This window comes from Pseudomonas nitroreducens (assembly GCF_010994165.1).
Lineage (GTDB): Bacteria > Pseudomonadota > Gammaproteobacteria > Pseudomonadales > Pseudomonadaceae > Pseudomonas > Pseudomonas nitroreducens.
In genome coordinates this window covers 1,229,561-1,244,061 of sequence record NZ_WMBX01000001.1, presented here as the reverse complement: position 1 = coordinate 1,244,061, position 14,501 = coordinate 1,229,561, and the positions used below count along the sequence as shown (strand labels likewise).

Annotated in this window: 11 protein-coding genes; 2 read left to right on the top strand and 9 right to left on the bottom strand. The window is 55.9% G+C overall.

Going from position 1 to position 14,501, the window contains the following annotated elements:
• Window positions 1-72: 72 nt before the first annotated feature.
• From GJV37_RS05910 to GJV37_RS05880, 7 genes are all read right to left on the bottom strand, one after another.
• Window positions 73-5,802 (bottom strand): tandem-95 repeat protein, encoded by a 5,730-nt coding sequence (locus GJV37_RS05910; RefSeq protein ID WP_193452211.1) that lies wholly within the window; start codon window positions 5,800-5,802, stop codon window positions 73-75.
• A 447-nt stretch (window positions 5,803-6,249) separates the two neighbouring features.
• Entirely contained in the window at window positions 6,250-6,777 is a 528-nt protein-coding gene (gene traV / locus GJV37_RS05905) for a type IV conjugative transfer system lipoprotein TraV (RefSeq protein WP_193452210.1), read from the bottom strand.
• Window positions 6,777-8,165 (bottom strand): TraB/TrbI/VirB10 family type IV secretion system protein, encoded by a 1,389-nt coding sequence (locus GJV37_RS05900; RefSeq protein WP_138526926.1) that lies wholly within the window; start codon window positions 8,163-8,165, stop codon window positions 6,777-6,779. The genes traV and GJV37_RS05900 overlap by 1 nt, the downstream gene beginning before the upstream one ends.
• A gap of 10 nt (window positions 8,166-8,175) precedes the next feature.
• Complete coding sequence (locus GJV37_RS05895) at window positions 8,176-9,282, bottom strand: TraK domain-containing protein (protein ID WP_246084975.1); 1,107 nt, start codon at window positions 9,280-9,282, stop codon at window positions 8,176-8,178.
• 190 nt (window positions 9,283-9,472) lie between these two features.
• Window positions 9,473-10,108, bottom strand: a complete 636-nt coding sequence (locus GJV37_RS05890) for a TraE/TraK family type IV conjugative transfer system protein (protein ID WP_138526927.1) — start codon at window positions 10,106-10,108, stop codon at window positions 9,473-9,475.
• Window positions 10,108-10,398, bottom strand: a complete 291-nt coding sequence (traL, locus tag GJV37_RS05885; protein ID WP_138526928.1) for a type IV conjugative transfer system protein TraL — start codon at window positions 10,396-10,398, stop codon at window positions 10,108-10,110. The genes GJV37_RS05890 and traL overlap by 1 nt, the downstream gene beginning before the upstream one ends.
• Window positions 10,395-11,207 carry a DsbA family protein gene (locus tag GJV37_RS05880; RefSeq protein WP_138526929.1) on the bottom strand — a complete coding sequence of 271 codons (813 nt, stop codon included), beginning with the start codon at window positions 11,205-11,207 and terminating at the stop codon, window positions 10,395-10,397. Before GJV37_RS05880 ends, traL begins: the two co-directional genes overlap by 4 nt.
• A 602-nt stretch (window positions 11,208-11,809) precedes the next feature.
• Between GJV37_RS05880 and GJV37_RS05875 the strand changes: the two genes are divergently transcribed.
• Both GJV37_RS05875 and GJV37_RS05870 read left to right on the top strand, forming a co-directional pair.
• Window positions 11,810-12,895: a hypothetical protein gene (locus tag GJV37_RS05875; protein ID WP_193452209.1), complete on the top strand. Its 1,086-nt coding sequence runs from the start codon at window positions 11,810-11,812 to the stop codon at window positions 12,893-12,895.
• Window positions 12,892-13,350: a hypothetical protein gene (locus GJV37_RS05870; RefSeq protein WP_193452208.1), complete on the top strand. Its 459-nt coding sequence runs from the start codon at window positions 12,892-12,894 to the stop codon at window positions 13,348-13,350. The genes GJV37_RS05875 and GJV37_RS05870 overlap by 4 nt, the downstream gene beginning before the upstream one ends.
• A gap of 143 nt (window positions 13,351-13,493) precedes the next feature.
• On the opposite strand, the gene GJV37_RS05865 is transcribed toward GJV37_RS05870, so the two are convergent.
• Window positions 13,494-14,150 (bottom strand): IncC plasmid conjugative DNA transfer DtrJ family protein, encoded by a 657-nt coding sequence (locus GJV37_RS05865; protein WP_193452207.1) that lies wholly within the window; start codon window positions 14,148-14,150, stop codon window positions 13,494-13,496.
• Entirely contained in the window at window positions 14,143-14,499 is a 357-nt protein-coding gene (locus tag GJV37_RS05860; RefSeq protein ID WP_138526904.1) for a hypothetical protein, read from the bottom strand. The genes GJV37_RS05865 and GJV37_RS05860 overlap by 8 nt, the downstream gene beginning before the upstream one ends.
• Window positions 14,500-14,501: the final 2 nt, after the last annotated feature.

The window sequence follows — 14,501 nt, the reverse complement described above, 5'->3', positions numbered from 1 at the left end:
ATCGTTAGTGGCGCTTTCCGACGCGGTTTTTACTCAAAATAGAAAAAGGCCGCAAAGCGGCCTTTTCTAGGGTTACTTGTTCGCCACCGGTGGCGACTCAGCTCCCGAGTCATCGATACCGATGAGGGTTATCACCGGCTCCCCATCCGGGTAGCGCCACATGGGGATCGAGATGTTGTTGGAGTTCAGTGCCTGCTTGTCTCCATTGATGTACCAGTTGTTTTTCGACACCCTGCCATCCGGATCAGTGCAGGTTGCCTTGGCCAACCAAGAGGTACGCCCATTAGTGACTTCGAGCGAGCAGCTCGGCGCCTGGTTGGCGACCACTGGAATTTGGACCTCCCCACTTGCCTCATGCCCCATCTCCGTAGTGATGTTCATCGTTACCGTGTGAGGGCCAGGGGTGGCCAAAGTCGCGCGACCGTAGTCTCCCGTGCTGTCGAGCTCTTTCCCATCCAAGGTATAGGCCTTGGTCAGAATCCTGTCCTTGGGATGACCTCCGCTGATCGATGGTCGCACCAGCACTCCAAGGGGAGCGCGGCCGAACTTGTTATCGCCGGACCACGACAGCAGCACGTTCCAGTCAGGCGGCGGAAGAAACTCCATTTCGGTGGACACGGTACTCAGGTTGCCTCGTGCATCGGTGACTGTGTATCCGAACTGGTAGGTTCCTGGCTCGGTCACTCTGACAATCCGGCTCTTCTGGTCGGAGTCCTTGACCACGCTCATCCCCTCATACGGGGGGACATCCCAATCAATCTTTAACCCTTCGAACTGCTGGAAAGTGCCACGGTTCCTTGCGGTCATCGTGAGGTCCGCAGGCGCGTAAATCGCGCTCGTTTTGCTCTGGATGTACCAGTCGGGCCAAACGTACTTCCAGAACTGCAGCAGCTTCTGGGTAAGGCCGCTGCCGCCACGGTCTTCGTAGCCGTTGATCCACCCCTGGAAGCCGATGTAGGTCTTCTCATCCGACATATCAGCGGATGTGGGGGTGTACTCAGCCTGCATGCTGTGGACCTGCTCTCCGTTTGGCATGATGAAGTAACCATCCATTGTCACGTCCATGTTGGGGTATGGCAGCATCATGTTGGCCTTCCATGTCCCCTTGGTGTCGACCTCCGGATGGCCTGGCCCGATCAGTTGCACCCGAGGCGGGCGAATCTGGCGGAACGCGACTCCTACAGTGACCTTCTTGTAAACGCTGGGATGGTCAGGGGAATCGTTGTACTTCAGCCGCCCGTACAGCGTGACACGGACTGCTTCATCACGAGTCAGGCGGTAGACGCCATCGCCTGTGCTGCTGGGCACCCACGTCTTACCCCGGTCCAATGACCAGTCCACGGTCATATCAGAGGTGTCAAGCGGCTGCCCCTGCAGATCGACCAGCTTGAAGATGGCGGTGTCGCCGATAAACACGTTTTGCGGCCCCTTCAGCCGTGCCTGCGGGACCACAAATGCAGTGATATCGATCACCGGCGTAGTCGATTTAGCTCCCGAGTTTCTGTTGGTGAGTTGCGCACGCAGGAGATAGTGCCCACGCGGGAAGGTGTAACTCAGGTGCTGGGGGAGCTTCGGATCCGAGCTAACGACGTCCCAAGTCACACCCTCATCCTTGCTCAACTCCCACACAACTTCACCAAGATCACGACTTTGGGTGCGGTCGGTAGTGACTGCGTAGAAGCTGTTTTTCAGCGGGGCCGGCCCGAGGATACGCAGCGCTTGGATCTTTCCATCGAGCGCCTCCCCGTTGAGGACGGTGAGCATCAGCGGTGCACTTCCTTGCCGTGTAAGCGAGTACTCCGGCACCGGCGAGTGAACTCGCGCCTCCGCGATGATCCGAACCGCTTTATTCGTCAGGCCGGTGAGATCAACTTTGAAGGTGGAATTGCCCTCGGCATCTATCGGCTGCCAATCCGCTAGCTGCTGATAATTCACGCCCGACGTGGTCGACAGAAGGCGAATGTCCCAATCACCCACCGTCGAAAGGCTATAGGGGTCGCTCATTGCCACCGTATCGCGAATGCCAGCCGTGATGGCTAGACCGTCGGTGTCGAGGACCTGGCGCTCATCATTAAGGATGACAGGCTTGATGGAGTCCTTAGGAACCGCGAGCAGCTGCACGGTTTTCTTCGTATGGGCCTCTGGAAGAGCGCGATAAGCCACGTCGACAACAAACGGCATCTGCGACCACAGCGGAGCGGTCTGGCCGGAGATGTACCGTGTGAAGCGTTGCGCCTGACCGTAGCTTAAGGAGACAGAGTTTTCGAGTTGGGCGCCGTCGAGAGTCGCCTGATAGGTCAGGTCTGCGGCTATGGCACTGATAGACATTGCCCCCACCGAGCCACCGGCCTGCGAAACCCAGTACATCCCCTCCTTCACAAAGTTCGTGGTCGGCAACGAAACCTCGATTGCAGGCGGTGGAACCACGTTGAAATCCTGCCCGCCGTTGCCGCCATCAATCTGCGCACCACTGGGCGTGAACAAAGTGACATTCCATCCGATCGACTGCAGCCCAGGGACGTTCATTGAGCCGTTTAACTTGGCATCGGTTGTCGAGCTTGGTTGGACTATCCCCTCAGGAAGCTGGATCCACTGGATCAAGCAGCTTACGTTCGTCTGCCATTGCTGCGCTGACTTCTTGGCCATGTCTGCGCTAACCGTCGGCGTGCAGGTTGCTTGGCTGGCGGTTGACTTAAGCGAGAGCGAAAGTGACTGGACCTTCTGGTACACATCGCTCACTTGGGGGCTCAGTGCAAATCCGAGCTGGCCGGCCAAAGGCTTGACGATCAAATCGTGCTTGATGTCGACCATTTTCTGCGGCTGGCCACTCTGGTCGAAGACAAATGCCGTGGCCTGAACCAGCTGCTTTCCAGCGGCCATGCCAGCGGCAACCATTGCGAGGTTTGTGCTCGAGCTAGTGTCCTTCCATTCATCTGGCGTCCCAGTCCAGGACAGGAAGCAGGTGGGCGTGTCCAGGGCGTTCCGGGACTTGGCCATCTGGGCATTCGTCAGCAGAGCGCATGCGCCATTCGACTGCTCAACGCGAATGGCTGTCCGCCCAGTGCCTTGATAGATCGACCAATTATCTGCAGCGAGCGCACCTTCAAACGCCCAGATACTCACAGGTACCGAATAGACCGGTCCAGTACGGTCCGCGCGGCTCAGGTACACGTTGGATGTGCCGGCTACCCCGATATTCAATGCCCCCATTGGGGATTGCAGGTCTGTTGCAGTGAGCACCTTGGGAACCAAGCGCATGCCGATTCCTGGGGCCAATTGCCGGTGCTGCAACGTCACGCCAACTGATGATGAGGGAGTGACGATTGCAACCAGGTCGTTGCCCAACGACTCAAGCACCTCTGGCTGGCTGACTTGGAATGCCTGCTGACCGTTGGTATGCACGAGTTGGGCGGCTACCGCCGGAATGCGAGGAACAGACTTTGTGGTCACGACTTCTCGCCCGTCAAAGAATTCCCAGGCCGGCTTGAAGGTCAGCTTGATGTCCTTCTCAACAAACAGGCCGTCCTGATCCGTCGCTCTCAGCCGAACAGTCGCGGGCTGATCATCATCAGTGCGGTAGGTCAGCGTATTCCCGGAAATACTGACTTCTCCATTGCTCGGCTGCTGAACCACTTGCAGCGAAGTCGACCCCCACAGGTTGGGATCGACAACGGAGAGCTCAGCGCTTCCGCCGATGCCGGCGTACATTTCCAGCGTGTGGGGGAGGATATCGGTAGGTGCATAGTTGAACTTGTTCACGACGACGCGCACCTGTCCGTCCACCCACAGGCCGCCAGAATCTGTTGCGCGAATCGTGAGGGCGTCATCACCGAAGTACCGACTAGACGGGGTGTAAACGAGTGCCCCGGCGACCAGCTTGATCGAGCCGTGAACGGGCTGGCCAATTATCTGGAAGGTGAAGGTGTCGCCGTTCCCTAGATCGGGATCCACGACCCATGGAATAACCGAGGAACTGGTTTTCCCCTCGTCGGTGACGATCGTCGCGCCAGTCGCCTGGGGAGCATCGTTGACGGGCACGACGGTAATCGTAACCGTCCCGACGTTCGACTTGGCCCCGTGTGAGTCAGTCGCCTGGTATTGGAGGGTTGTTTTTCCATTCCAATCCAGACTGGGTGTGAAGGTCAGCTTGTTGCCACTGATCGATGCTGCTCCGTGCTCGATCTCAGGAGCAGTCACGATGCTGAAGGTATGACTGTCACCCTCGAAATCAAGATCGACGTCATGGACTGGAAGAGTTGCTTCAACCGCGGTGTCTTCATTGGTGGTGAATTGCAGGTCATCCACGGAGGGCGTGTCATTTACCGGCGTGACAGTTATCGTCACGGTCGCGATGTTGGACTTCGCACCGTGCGAATCGGTCGCCTGGTACTTCAGAGTCGTGGTGCCGTTCCAATTCGCCGTAGGCACAAACGTCAGCTGGTTGCCGCTGATGGTCGCTTTCCCGGCCGAAGCAGGGGGAGCCGCTGTAACGATGAAGGTGTGCGAGTCCCCTTCGAACGCCAGATCGACGTCGTGCACAGGCAATGTCACAGCACCTGTCGTGTCCTCAGCAGTCGTCAGTTGCAGGTCGTCCACCGAAGGCGTGTCGTTCACCGGAGTGACGGTGATCGTCAGGGTGGCGATGTTGGACTTCGCTCCATGCGAGTCGGTGGCTTGGTATTTCAGCGTCGTAGTGCCGTTCCAGTTTGGCGCAGGTACGAACGTCAACCGGTTACCACTGATGGTGGCCGTTCCCGCTGCTGCTGGAGGAGCTGCCGTGATGGCGAAGGTGTGGGAGTCGCCCTCAAACGCAAGATCGACATCGTGTACGGGCAACGTGACAGCGCCAGCGGTGTCCTCGGCAGTCGTCAGTTGCAGGTCGTCCACCGACGGCGTGTCGTTCACCGGTGTGACGGTGATCGTCAGGGTGGCGATGTTGGATTTCGCTCCACGCGAGTCGGTCGCTTGGTACTTCAGCGTCGTGGTGCCGTTCCAGTTTGCTGCCGGCACAAAGGTCAACTTATTCCCACTGATGCTCGCCGTTCCGGCTGCGGCCGGGGGTAATGCCGTGATAGCGAACGTATGGGAATCGCCTTCGAACGACAGATCGACATCATGGACAGGAAGCGTCACTGTGAGGGTGGTGTCCTCTGCTGTTGTGGCCTGCAGGTCGTCCACAGAGGGTGGATCGTTCACTGCAGTGACGGTAATGGTCACAGTTGCCGGCGATGACCAAGCACCGGCGCTATCCTGCACGCGGTACGTGACCAATGTCGTCCCGTTCCAGTTGGCAACCGGGGTGAAGGTCATTGTCGAGCCGGATATCGTGGCGGTCCCATAGGGCGAGCTGGCAACAATCTGGAAGACTGTCGGCGCCGGCGAGTCGATGTCGGTTGCGGACAAAGTGACGGAACCAGTGGTGTCCTCCGCCATTGTGAGTGTCTTGGCCTGGGCAACCGGCGGATCATTTACCGGCGTGACGGTGATAGTGATCGTAGCGGCAGCAGACCAAGCGCCTGCTCCATCCTGGACCCGATAGGTGATGGTGGTGACCCCGTTCCAGTCCTGGTTGGGGGTGAAGCTCAACGTGTTTCCGGAGATCGAGGCGGAGCCATTTGCCGGACCACCTAGAATCTGGAAGGTATACGGGAATGGACCGTCATCACTGACGCTTAGGGCCGCGGAAAGTGGGGTGTCCTCAGGAGTGCTGAGCGAGACATTCTGTACAGTTGGAACTTGGTTGTAGCAGTTGTTGTAAACAGTCCAACCGGAGTAGTTCTGAGTACTGCCGTCTGAATACACATCATAGGTACGGTTCTGGTAAATACTCCCGCTAGGAGTATTCGCCGGGCATGAAAGCCATTGGGTTTCTGTTTGCGTCGAAACATAGGTTGGGCCGGACGCAACACAGCTACTACTCTTAAGCTTCCAATACTTTGAGTACGACGGATTGTTAATAGTTGTCGACTTGCACTTCGGCTTTGTTTTCAGCGACCCATCTGGATCGGTTGTACAAGAACCACCATTTACACTTTGCGAACATGTGTAAATTTGCGACCCCGTCTGCCCTGCCGGGCATGCAACAGTTTCTTCACATGCAATGTTGACTGTGCCGCCATCTGCAAATGCAATAAGCGGTGCCCCCATTACAGCAAAGAATATAGCTAAGAATCGTCTCATATTGCGCTCCAATACAAACGCGAAAAGGCAGATACCTGCCTTTTCAATTCCTTGGTTCGAAACATTGGCCTAGCGGCTGTTCATGCCGGGAGTCGTTCCGGGAGAGGCACTCTTGTTTGGTGTGACGATGCTGAGCGGTCGCAACGTCGGGCTTGCTGTTGCCTGACGCGTACCGATTTCCCAGCGGCGAGGTTCGATTTCGGTGTAGATGTAGCCAGGTACGATCAAGTCGCCGTTGTCGTCTTCCCACGGATCGATCGCGATGCGCATGACTACGGCCTGAGTCCGGATCGGGATAGGGTTGCGAGCACGCATAGGCATCGGCGCGTTATCTGCACTCTCGGCATACAGGACTCGTGTTTCAGGGACGGCGGCGGCCTTCCCGGCACCATGCCCGGCGGCTGCCTCCTGCTCCTGCTTCAACTGAGTCTTATAATTTTCACCCTCAGTGGCGGTGTACACATCCTTGGCGGACATGCATGTCACACCATTAGGCATACCTTTACAGGCATATTCGCTCTCCCCCACGTTTAGCATATTGGAACAACCGGTGAGCGCCGAAGATGACAGAAGGATTACTACGATGATTTTTTTCATTAGTTACTTCTCCCCTTCGCAGCGCCAGCCGCCGAGTTATCTTTGGTTTTTTTATCCGAATTCAGGCCCACGGACTCGTTGGACTTTAATGTGTCCGAGTTAAACTTGACGGTCATACCCTTATTTACGATGAAGTCGACTTCACGCATTGCGTCGATTTCGATTACGGGGAACAGGTTTTGCGCCATTTCCAAGTAGTAATTCGCAATTCGATCTAATGCAGTGCCCATACCAGTGGCAGCTGCAGCTTGCAGGGCATTGGAGTCAAACACCTGTTCGTACACCGCACTTTGTTGGTCGCTACTGCCGTTACTACCACTTCGAGTGATGTTGATCGACGGGACCTGGCGGACGTTGAAGACGGACGAAGCACCTTGCATCAAGCCAGCCATAAGGCTTCGTGCGAGTAGTTGTCCTTGTTTGCTAACCAAGCGGCCGCGAAGACCGTTCTTGCCATCCTCACCCGAGGCGAAAGCCTCAAGAGGAGCTTCCAGCGTCTTGCCATCTTGGCGAACGCAGGACAACCGCTCGGCGCGCAAGTAGGCACGCTCGGAGCTCATGTCTCCCCATCCACCAGCAATGAGGAAGCACTCGCGAAAGTCTGCACGGAAACGGTTCGGCAGAATTGCCTCGGACTTAATCCGAACGAGCGTTGGGAATGGGTCCCGCTTCGCCTGCTGCCCGGTTGGTGCGTCCATACCGGTGACAAGAACACCCGACAGCATGGAGCCGGCCGGGAGCGACACCGAAATATCCTCCGCCTTCTCCTTCTTCTCTTCGTTCTGATTCCGGATTGTCCGGATCTTCACCGGCTCCTTCTTCACAGAAGAGCGAGCTTTGGGGTCCTCCTTCGGAGCGGCGGGAAGGTTGCTGTAGACATCACCCAATGCAGCAGACGAGCTTGTTGCCTTGGGGACGAAGCGAGCAGGCGCCGAGGGCATAGCGTCTTCGTCGGCGGTGAACTCCTCATCGGAACCACCATCGGCCCCGCCTTTCCGTCCCTGCCGCTGCGTTGCCTCCTTCTCGACACGCCCCAACTCCCCCTGAAGCGTCTGCAACTGGGCCTTCAACTCATCCATCTCCTTGGAGCCCTTTTCGTCCCTGCCACTGCTCTGCTGCTGTTCCAGGAGTCGCAAAATCCGAGCTTGGTCGCCCTGCAGGTTACGCACCTGGGTAGCGAGCGATGCAATGCCCAACTGACGTGGGTCGTTATCGGTCAGAACAGCCTCAACTTGGGGCTTCTTCGGTAAGCGGTCTTTGTGCTTAGGACCAGCCCACTGCAGAACGATCCCAACCAGGGCACCCACGGCGATGACTGTGCCGCCGATCACGAGAAGGCGCTTCGCGTTCGGGTTCAGCCGGTCAAGAACTCCTTGAATTCCGCTCATGGCCGCCCCCTCAATTCAACAGGCTCGGCCGGACGGAAGTGTCCGGCACGTCCACGGGTACACGGGTCACCACGTACACCTCACTCTTCTGGCCAGGCTCCAGAACCTCGTTTGGCCAGACGCTCACGGCCGCGCGGTTTGGGTGAGTGCAATCCGCATAATCGAACTCGACCGTGCGGGCGGAGATGTTCTCAACCGTGGCCACAAAAACGCGGAAATCGTGCCCTTCCAAGAGCTGCGCATGGCTGAAATCGAAGCTGAGGTTGGGTTGCGCGCAGGCGGGGACTCGACCGCCATTGGCTGGGGCACCCATCGAATAGCCCCGAGGCAGATTGCCCAGCGCCAGCTGGCGGAGGAGCTCCCGGAGCGTCTCCATGTAGGGCATAGAGCGCTCCCATTTCTTCGCTTGGCCGCTGTAGGAGCGAACCGAAGCTGCAGCGATGCCACCAGCGCCTTGCGGCTGGGCGGCACCGGGCAGTGACTTCGAGAAAATCAGGTTTGCCTGGATCGGCGGGATGTCTTGCGGGAAGAGCGTGAGAGAGATCGCAACCGACTCATCGTCAGCGGGTGTCACGTACATGGTGACCGGGCGCTCAGGCACGATAGTCGTTACGTAGATGACGTTTCCGCTCGTTTCGATCGTCGCATCCGAAACGGTTTGAACCTTCGGGTCTTCGAAGGGCGTGACGATACGGTTGATCTGTCCGAGGCTAATCGGAATCAGTGTGTTGGTTCCGTTGGTGACGACCACGTCTTGTCGAGTGTCGACCGGAGGCAACGACTTGACCGGCTTGGGCAAGACGCTGCTCGGTACCGCAGGGTTATCAGCACTTCCCGGTGTTACCTGGACGAGGCGCGGTTTTGATGCCGCCGGCGCGGGAGCAGGTGCATGACCTTGAACTGCCACGTCCGGTTCAGCCTCTGCAGCATCAGCAACGCGCTGCTGTTCAACACGAAGGGCGGCCTGCCGCTCGGGCTGCTGCGTGCTCGCGGCAACGGGCATGTTCAGCCCTGGGATCTGAATCTGTTCTTCAGCAGCGGCGTACGGGGCAATTGCCAGAGCCAGCGCCAGCGCAGCCGGGCGGAAGAGTGTTGGGTGCCTCAGGGACATCGTCATGACCTCTGTACTTTGATGAGGTCATTGTGGGAAGGCGTCAGGCTTCGATTTCGGCTTTTCCAACCAGAAAATGGTCAGAAAAAATCTGCACTGCCGCGGGCGCCAAATCGGGAAACAAGCCGTGGTCAAAACATGCAGGCAAAAAAAACCCCGGACCTAACGAGGGGCCGGGGTAGGAAAAACTGGTAGGTCAGCCGCGTGAGTGTGACTGCCGCTTAGCCTGGCGCTCGGCCGACTCGGCTTCGCGATCCTTCACGTCCTGGGTGCGAGGGTCGCCCCGGTTGGTCGCCATCCAGGTCAGGTTGGGCCTGTAGTCCTTGATCACGAGTTCAAACTCATAGGTCCGGTTCTCACGCTTACGATCGCCGGCAGGGCCTTCAGCGACGGAGTAGCCGGAAACGTAGAATTTGCTGGGATTGAGGTTGTCCCGGAGCACCTTCTTGGGCTCAAAGCTGAGGCTGACCCGATCCTGGCGGATCTGCTGGATCTGCTTGTCGAGCACGACCATGACGTCCTGATAGATCGATGGGTCGAGAATGGGACCAATCGCCTCTTTGATGATGTCCGCGTTATCCGGATTGACGTTGCCTAACATCATACCGAGATAGAGCGCCCAAGCGCTGGTGTACTCGCCCGATGCCTGTGTTTTGCTGACCCACGCTTTCTCGGTGAGGGTTGGTGGAATGACGGTCACTTTTTCTTCTCGGCGCAGGGACGCACACGAGGTGACCATCTGAGCGAAGACCAAAAGAATCAGCGCAGTTCGGTAGAACTTCACCTCCCCCTGCAAACCACTGAACGATTTTTTCAGATTGCCGAAGAGCATCAGATGAACTCCCGCTCATAGGAGTTGGGCATGGTACGTGTCTCCTTCATGCCGATGGACCCCATGTACCAATAGATGGCGTGGAGCAGATATCCATCAGGCCGGTTATCACAGAAGCGACGGTAGAAACGTGCCGCTACCATGCCCACCGCGGAGCAGATGATCAGTTGGGCCATCAGCACGCCGGCAACAAGTCCAATGCCGATTGGCATGACTTCGTCCAGGCGCCAGAAGAGAACGTGGGGAGGCTCGTCGATGTGCGCGGGGATGACTGTCGGCTCGTTGCTCATGGCGCATTAGCTCCTTTGGATGGGGATAGTTTGGCAATGGCGCTGAGGATGCCGGCAGGACTCGCGTGCTCGCCCTGCAGAAGGAGGGACTTACCGGTTTGGTTATCCAGCACGAGGGTGGACGGAGTCTGCGTGACGCCAAGCTGGATCACCTGTTCCAAGTCCTTGCTCACTCGTTTCGCCACAGCCCTGGACTCCGAGCAAGCTGCAAAGCGGTCGCCGTCGAGCCCCATTTCCTTCGCAATAGTCACCAGGGGCTTGCCAACGCCCTGCCCCTCGCTTCGAGTCAGATCGAACACCTTCTGGGCGAACTTCCATGCAGCGTCGGAACCCCCTTGGTCGCCCGCGCATTCGATTGCGTTGGCCTGATTGCGCGAGGTCTCACCCAGGAAAGGAACCTGCAGCAGCGCCGCGTTGATTTGGCCTGCAGACGATTCCACGAGGGATTTCAACAGGGGGAAGTGTTCTTTGCAGAAAGGACACTCGGTGTCGGTCATCTCGACCAGGGTGTAGCGCGCTGAGACGTTTCCGTAGACCCAGTTGTCGGGGTAGTGCTCAGGCGCAGCAGCAGCGGGGGCCGCGGATTGCAAACCCGATACCAGCTCGTTGATCTCCTTCGGTGTGAGACCTTTAGCGCTGGTATCGGAAAGCTGATTGCTGACCTCGGAGAGCTGCGACTGCAGTACGCTCACTTCACCGAGCGTTTGCACGTGGAAGTAGCCCAGTACAGCCAGTGCAGAGGACAAGGCCGCGATCGCAATCGTCGGCCCGTAGGATTTCCCGGGTGGGGCTTGGGTGGGAGCACTCATGAAGGCGAACCTGTTCAGAGGAATGCACCGATTTTTCACTGCCTCGGAACGATGCAAGCGCCTTTTCCTGCCAGAAAACGGTCGAAAAAAATTGGCTGATGAGTCAGGGGCCCTCTCTCGTATCCGATCAGGCTGAGTAGCGACTTTTGGAAAAAGCTACCCAGCCAACTTTTGCTTTACGTTACCCGTGCAAGTCTTCATTGATGAGCTGCTTCCACTACTTAACGGTTTGTCGCGCCGCGCTACTGATTCGATTGATTACATAGCGATGAGTCGCAACGTAAGCAATATCCTTTATTCCAAGAAAGTATAAAACGCATCCTTAGACATTCACTTATCTTCGGGCTAGCATCCAGGATGTCATTTTGATGGCAGCCTAGTGCTTGATTAATGCCTTATGCATGGAAGCTGCAAATAATAATGGAGTGAACATGGCAAGAGCAAAATGTATTGCTGCTTTTAGTCTGTCTGCAGCGGCCGCGCTTGTTGGGTGTGCCGAGCGGGGCCCAACAATACAGGACGGATTCACATCGTTTAGCCCTATATATAGAGACAACAGAGCCTACTATGTAATCCGTAGAGATCCTGGCGCTACAACACAGATGTTGACTCCCCAAGATCAACCTTCTACAGACACGACAGACGTTGTACCGCGAAACTCCCCATTATCAATAATTGTTCGCTCCATTGAGATCCCTGCGGCAAAGGAAATCGACGCTAATGGAAAAACGGTGGATAGCCTAGTAACAGACGCCGCAGATTACGCCGTGATACTTGACATTGGCACCAAAGACGATGGCACATCAGAGTCAATTGTAGTCTGGTACCAGCGCGGCGTAGAGCCAGATCAATCACTAAACTTCTCTAACCTTCTTGTTTATTATCAACCCATCTGGGATGAACGCATCGCCCCAACATTTCACATTCGTGTAATGGATGTAACAACCGAGAAAAACACAGAAACCAGAAAGGCGCTTGAGCGAGCAGGAAATATCAGCGGGGCTCTGAGCTCTATGGCTGCAAATCCTGCAGTAAAACCACTAATCGGGATTGCATTTACAGCCGCCGAACTTGTTGCAGCTAATAAATCTAACAAGCTGTTGCTAGATTACAAAGTACAGCTATATTCTTCCAGCGCATCCTCCGCAGCCGGTAGTGGTGAGCTAGGGGTTCTGAGAAGAGGCTCATATATCGTTATAGGTCGCCCGCATCAAGAAGGTCGGGAGTTTTGGAGGAATTCTTTCCATTATGAACCGTCCACTCACGCAGTTTATACCACCAGAAAGCGGGTAAACGTTCCAACTGCAGCAATTACTGTTGGCACGTTCGCCAGTATAGTGCCGCAGAGCGTTATGAAAAAATCTGCAGAGTTAACCACTTTACTAGCTACTAATGGAGTGAGCTCTTCAATTGAGCAGATTGACGACACCTCTAATCGCCTCGCAACCAGCATAACCGCCTTTACGTTGGGAGAAAGGCTCACAAAATATCGGAGCCAGTATGATGCCGAGAATATTTTAACCCAAATAAATGACCAAAACTTCACTGACAAAATTGGATCTGATGACAGGTTCCTTCTTCTTCGTTCCATCAGCAGTTGCTACAACGTCAGCCAGTTCAAATCATTCCAAGAAGCCACTGATTACGTAAGCAAACTAAAAGACAAAAAATGCGTGGAAGAAAAATGAAAACAATTGCTTTCTTGATGACTTCCATAGCATTACTATCCGGATGCAAAAGCAGCTACGAAAGTAATGTACAATATCCCAGCTATTATTTAACAGCAAAAGACCTCGGCGATTTCCCCATAGACAAAGGAGTTAACGGCGTTGACTCGCTGATGCTAAAGTTGCAGGGTCTGGCGCCAGCAAAACTGGAAAAGTATAACGTTGAAGCACCATTGTTTGAGGCCGACAGAACGCGCCAGTGGGCGGTATTCACTTGCAGGCATGAATATATATACTGGAAGATTGGAATTCAGTTCATTATAGACCCATCTAATGACAAAAATATATTAGCCATAGCACGGTCAATCGGAACAAGCAACGGAATCTCTCCAGACCCACGGAGGATCGACCCATTCATTAAGATAGTAAGAGACTCATTAAAGGCTGCTAGTCAGGAAGGTTTGACAACGCCATAGACAAATTACCGACAAGCCATTCATATTTATCCTCCTTTTAACAATAAGCCACAGGTATATATTTCTTCGTCGAACGTTCTAATCATCCTCGGATTAGGAAAAGACGCAGTCGCTGGCCGAGAGCGGCCAGCGAAACATCAGCACTAGAACTTCTTGGGCAGGTTGCTGATCAGCAACGACAACAGGATCGGTATCGCCAGTATGAGGAAGGTACTCACCACCAGCGGCGGCAAGGGGAGCGGGAAGATCAAGCTCAACGGTAGCAGTACCGTGCTCATCAAAAGCATGTTCGTCGCATGGTTGTTCACAAACGGCGACGTGTAGCTGAACCCCGCCCTCTTCGCATGCCAACGCATCCAGCCGGCGTAAGCCCCGGGGATAACGACTACAGCAAGGAATGGCAGCCAGAAAAGCGCCAGCACCACTCGATACACCACCTGGTAGATGATCTTCTGTAGTGCCTCTCCCCGCTCGCTTAGGTAGTTGAACCACCAGCCTGCTTTTTCCTCCAGAGCATTGACGGTTCCCCTGGAGCTTCGCTCGCCAATGAATACGTCGGCGACCATGGCTTTCGCCCCTGAGTCCAAGAGAAGGAACGTGTACCAGTCCCTTGTCTTCGACTCCACCGCAGCCAGATCGCTCTGGCCCAGCAGCGCCAGCCCCCAGGCCCTCTCCTTGACCATGACCTTGTCCACAAGCTTGTTTGGGGCGGCGGTGGCCAGCATCAGAACCAGGATGAACCCGAAAGCTATCGACGCAACCAGGCCCTTGGGCCACTTCTCCTCGATGTTCTCAGCCATGGATCAGTTGCTCCGTCACGATCGAAGGGACGTTCGATAACGTGCACCATTCCAGAACCTGTTCATTCGGCAGGGCTGCATCGCTTTTGCGCAGATGGTCTAGAACATGGCTGAGGACAGCACGCAGGCGCGAGAAATCATTGCTCCGCTCAATGCACATCCGCTGGTACTGTCCGAGTACCTCCTGCAAGGCATGACCAATTGCCAGCGGCGGATACCCAGCCTCCAGCATGAGCGTGATCAAGCGGGTACCGCAGCGCCACTCCAAATCAAAAGTGCGAAGTAGCTTGGTGGACTCCGCATCCAGCTGGGTACGGCGTTGAATCTCGAGAGGAGTCGATACAGACACAG

What these genes read in the sequence shown, in the direction of transcription:
- GJV37_RS05875 (WP_193452209.1), top strand. Translation starts at nt 11,810, where the DNA reads ATGTTGACTCCCCAAGATCAACCTTCTACAGACACGACAGACGTTGTA.
- GJV37_RS05865 (WP_193452207.1), bottom strand. Translation starts at nt 14,150, where the DNA reads ATGGCTGAGAACATCGAGGAGAAGTGGCCCAAGGGCCTGGTTGCGTCG.
- traV (WP_193452210.1), bottom strand. Translation starts at nt 6,777, where the DNA reads ATGAAAAAAATCATCGTAGTAATCCTTCTGTCATCTTCGGCGCTCACC.
- GJV37_RS05890 (WP_138526927.1), bottom strand. Translation starts at nt 10,108, where the DNA reads ATGCTCTTCGGCAATCTGAAAAAATCGTTCAGTGGTTTGCAGGGGGAG.
- GJV37_RS05880 (WP_138526929.1), bottom strand. Translation starts at nt 11,207, where the DNA reads ATGAGTGCTCCCACCCAAGCCCCACCCGGGAAATCCTACGGGCCGACG.
- GJV37_RS05900 (WP_138526926.1), bottom strand. Translation starts at nt 8,165, where the DNA reads ATGAGCGGAATTCAAGGAGTTCTTGACCGGCTGAACCCGAACGCGAAG.
- GJV37_RS05870 (WP_193452208.1), top strand. Translation starts at nt 12,892, where the DNA reads ATGAAAACAATTGCTTTCTTGATGACTTCCATAGCATTACTATCCGGA.
- GJV37_RS05895 (WP_246084975.1), bottom strand. Translation starts at nt 9,282, where the DNA reads ATGACGATGTCCCTGAGGCACCCAACACTCTTCCGCCCGGCTGCGCTG.
- traL (WP_138526928.1), bottom strand. Translation starts at nt 10,398, where the DNA reads ATGAGCAACGAGCCGACAGTCATCCCCGCGCACATCGACGAGCCTCCC.